Source organism: Okeania sp. SIO2B9 (assembly GCF_010672505.1).
Taxonomy (GTDB): domain Bacteria; phylum Cyanobacteriota; class Cyanobacteriia; order Cyanobacteriales; family Microcoleaceae; genus Okeania; species Okeania hirsuta.
On sequence record NZ_JAAHGK010000669.1, the window covers coordinates 1 to 4,180 of the forward strand.

Genomic DNA, 4,180 nt, shown 5'->3' on the forward strand with positions numbered 1-4,180 from the left:
TATGGCAAGAAATTGGGGGTAGACCTAGAAAACGATCCAGATCTGGCGATGAATCCAGAAATTTCGGCCCAGGTACTCACCTGCTATTTCAAGGAGCGAGGTGTGGATGATGCCGCCCGTGCTGGTTGACTGACCTTGATCAAAGAGTCCTCGTCCGCTCGAAAGCAAGAGAGGGAAAAGTTGATGGGCATTCGGCAGTTATATAGAATCCGGGTAATTAGTTATCGTATCGCTCTAGGAGTCAGGAGTCAGTCCTCAGGAGTCAGGAGAAAGAAAAGATTGAAATAGCATGAATTTTTAAATTTGTATTCAGTAGAACATCTGTATTAAGAGAAAGTAATTTTGCAATTACTGTATAACCGGATTCTATATTAGATGAAGAAAAATTGGTAGATTTTGTACCTGATGAAGTGAAAATTCATGTAGATTTGGGTTTCCAGGGATGACAGAAGGAATTTGTCAACATCAATCCGACCCACGAAAAAACCTCGATCTCAGGAATTAACTGACCAACAAAAACATCTCAATCAAGAAAAAAGTAGCGACCGCGTCAAAAGTGAACAGACAATATCTGGCGTAAAGAGATATAATGCAGCGAGAGGATTGTATCGAAATCACATTAAAGATGCGCGACGATCGCTTCATGTTCACTGCGGTTGGACTCTGGAATTTCTACTTAATGGCAGGATAATTTAATGATTGAAAGCCAGAATTTTCCCATTTCACTTTAAGGTTTTATTTCGCGACAAGTCTAATATACCTATTTAGATTGTTTTTCCTTTTTTTCTGATTTGTTTATTACTTCTTCCTTCTTCCTTACTGATACTATAACTAAATATTATTAATAACAATGAAATCATCCATAGCAACAGAAACAGACCTTGTACTAATAGGGGGCGGTCATAGCCACGTGATCGCCATTAAAAATTTTGCGATGAACCCCATGCCAGGAGTAAGATTAACCCTAATTACAGATGTATATCATACTCCCTATTCTGGGATGCTACCTGGATATGTGGCAGGTTTATATACCTTCGACCAATGTCATATTGACCTGCATCCCCTCGCAAAATTTGCCGGAGCTAGGATATTTGTAGACCGCGCCATTGGTCTAAACCTGGAAAAAAATCAGGTAATTTGTGCTAACCGTCCACCCGTAACTTTTGATGTACTATCCATCGATATTGGCAGTACTCCCGCTAGCTTAACTGTACCGGGAGCAAGAGAATATAGTATTCCTGTCAAACCCATATCAAAATTTCTCACCTATTGGCATCAGATAACAGCAACAGTTGCTCAGTTACCAGAACAAAAAATCTGTATCGGAATAGTTGGAGGTGGTGTCGGGGGTGTGGAGTTAGCATTTGCTGTACAAAGTCATCTCCACAACATTTATCAGAATGCTAGACAACCGACTAATAACCTGGAGTTGCATCTGTTTCATCGAGGTACAAGACTATTACCCGGACGCCATCGTTGGGTGGGAAAGCAAGTTGAGAAAATTCTGAAAAGTCGCGGTGTGGTATTGCATTTAGAAGAAAATGTGACTGGGGTGAAGAGTAAGGATGGGCAAGACAGTGATTTTGCCACGGATGCACGGATGAGTGAGCGGAAAATTCTAGACTTTGCACCCAAAATTATTGAGTGTAATTCGGGATTACAAATAGAATGCGATATCCTATTTTGGGTAACTCAAGCATCTGCTGCACCTTGGTTACAAACAGCGGGGTTAGCAACAGACGCCAGTGGCTTTATTTTAGTCAATGACAAACTACAGTCAATTTCTCATCCGCAAGTGTTTGCTGCTGGAGATGTGGCAACAATGGTTAACCATTCACGGCCAAAAGCTGGAGTTTTTGCAGTACGACAAGGAAAACCCTTATTGGAAAATTTACAACGCGCTCTCCAGAGAAAACCTCTGAAGTCATTTATACCTCAGAAAAAATTCCTGATTTTAATTGGCACTGGAGACCAACGAGCGATCGCTTCTCGTGGCCAAATTGGATTTGGTCCTTACTCTTTACTTTGGCGTTGGAAAGACCACATTGACCGCAAATTTATGGATAAGTTTACTAACCTGAAGATGGAAGGTAGAAGTTATCCCTCTTCTGGGAAAGGTAGAAACAGGAAAGATTCCGAAATTATGCACTGTGCTGGTTGTGGAGCGAAAGTAGGCAGTAAGGTTTTGGAGAAAGTGCTGCACCGCATTCAACAGCAAACACACAGGGATGATATTTTGATTGGTCTGAATACCCCTGATGATGCTGCAGTAGTTAGGGTACCAACAGATAAGGTGATGGTGCAGACTATTGATTATTTTCCGGCATTGGTGGATGACCCCTATTTATTGGGAAAGATTGCGACTAATCATTGTTTGAGCGATTTATTTGCCATGGGAGCAACACCTCAAAGTGCTTTGGCGATCGCTACTATTCCTTATGCTTCATCTACTCAACAAGAGAATGATTTATATCAATTGTTATTGGGAGCAACGGAAATTCTTAACCAAGCAGGTGCTGTTTTGATGGGGGGTCATACAACTGAGGGAGCAGAATTAGCTTTTGGTCTTACCTGCAATGGTTTAGCATTTTCGGAGAAACTATTGTACAACAGTGGGATGCAGTCGGGAGATGTGCTGATATTGACGAAAGCGTTGGGGACGGGAGTGTTATTTGCTGCGGATATGCGTCTACGAGCAAAGGGACGTTGGATTGAAAGTGCGATAAAATCAATGTTGGTTTCAAATCAGAATGCTGCCAAGTTGTTATTGGAATATGGTGCGACTGCTTGTACGGATGTGACAGGATTTGGATTAGTCGGACATTTGCTGGAAATGGTGAAAGCTTCTCAAGTTGCTGTGGAATTGGAAATGGAGGCTATTTCTGTATTGCCTGGAGTGGCAGAAATTTTGCAGCAAGGTATTTTTAGTTCGCTATATCCGGAAAATCTGCGGATATCTGCATCTATTCAAAATTCGGAGCAGGTAAGTACTCATGTTCTTTATCCATTGTTGTTTGACCCACAGACTTCTGGTGGGTTACTTGCTACTGTACCTGCGGAGTCAGCGAGTGCTTGTTTGCAGGCGTTACAGCAGGAATATTCTGAAAGTAGAATTATTGGTAGAGTGTTAACGAAGTCAGAAGTTAGTAGGGGCGAATGGCATTCGCCCTATGAAGTTATTTTTGTAAGGGGTACTTAAGCACCGCTGAGTAAACCATAAAGTAGGGACGTTGCATGCAACGTCCCTACAGGGTTATCCATGTCCGAATAATCAGTGATAAAAAAGTTTTTGTTTGTAGTAGGGCTTTAGCCCTATCTATCTAAATTTCGGGCTGAAGCCCTACTACAAGCTTTAATTACACCTAATCATCCGGACATGATATAACATCGGGAATTTACAGAAATCAAACTGTAGATATACAAATATATTGGGCAACAATTAAAGGAAGAAATATTAACTATGGCAAGTAAACTCTGGCGGAATATTTGGCGAGTTCTCAACACAGAAATAGAATTGAATTTATCAGAAACTGTCAAGGGTGGGGTTGAGTCTGGTAAGGCTGTTTTTGAAATAGCAAAAGCTCTACAAGAAAATAAGGATGCTAAAGAGTTAAAACCTTTTATTGAAAATATTGATTCTGTTTTGGATGTACTAAATTCTCCCCTGGGAAAAGTTGCCGGAGCTGGTTTACCTTTTTTGCCTATTGCAACTGGAATTATTACTTTTATTATTGAAAAAACTCGTAAAGAGCCTACTTTAGAAGATGAAGTACAATTGGTGGCTCAGGTGGCATATTTAGAAAGTTTACGAAGATTTTTAATAGACCATCCTGAAATATCGGAAAAGCTGACAGAAACTGAAGCATCGGAAGCAGTACAAAAACAGATTAAAAACTTGGATGAAGAAATTAATTTTAATGACCAAGATGCTAAGGATACTTTGATTTGTTTCTATGATTCGTCTTTGAGGGAAAAATTTGATGAAATTTTGATTGAACGTTTTAAAGAATCTGGTTTAGCTGAAAATAATGCCAAAATTGTTGCCGAAAGAATCTCTCGCAATACTCACCGTTATATGAAAGAAGCAGTGCTAGAGGTGAAAGACAATGCTAAGAAATTAGCCGGAATTTATGGATATGGGTGGCAACGAGATTTGGAAATTTATGGCAGTATCGATAAA

3 protein-coding genes and 1 pseudogene are annotated in these 4,180 nt (G+C 40.2%); all 4 read left to right on the forward strand.

The window, feature by feature from the left end:
• Nucleotides 1-135: 135 nt before the first annotated feature.
• The gene (locus F6K13_RS21240) at nucleotides 136-288 is read left to right on the forward strand and encodes a hypothetical protein (RefSeq protein WP_287288297.1); all 153 of its coding nucleotides are present in this window, start codon (nucleotides 136-138) and stop codon (nucleotides 286-288) included.
• A gap of 168 nt (nucleotides 289-456) precedes the next feature.
• Entirely contained in the window at nucleotides 457-696 is a 240-nt protein-coding gene (locus F6K13_RS21245; RefSeq protein WP_161564942.1) for a transposase family protein, read from the forward strand.
• 154 nt (nucleotides 697-850) lie between these two features.
• The gene (selD, locus tag F6K13_RS21250; RefSeq protein WP_287288298.1) at nucleotides 851-3,199 is read left to right on the forward strand and encodes a selenide, water dikinase SelD; all 2,349 of its coding nucleotides are present in this window, start codon (nucleotides 851-853) and stop codon (nucleotides 3,197-3,199) included.
• Between the two features lie 261 nt (nucleotides 3,200-3,460).
• A pseudogene (locus F6K13_RS21255) lies at nucleotides 3,461-4,180 on the forward strand (low-complexity protein); the annotation flags it as partial.

Excerpts from the sequence above, each read along its gene's own strand:
- selD (WP_287288298.1), top strand. The coding sequence starts at position 851 with ATGAAATCATCCATAGCAACAGAAACAGACCTTGTACTAATAGGGGGC.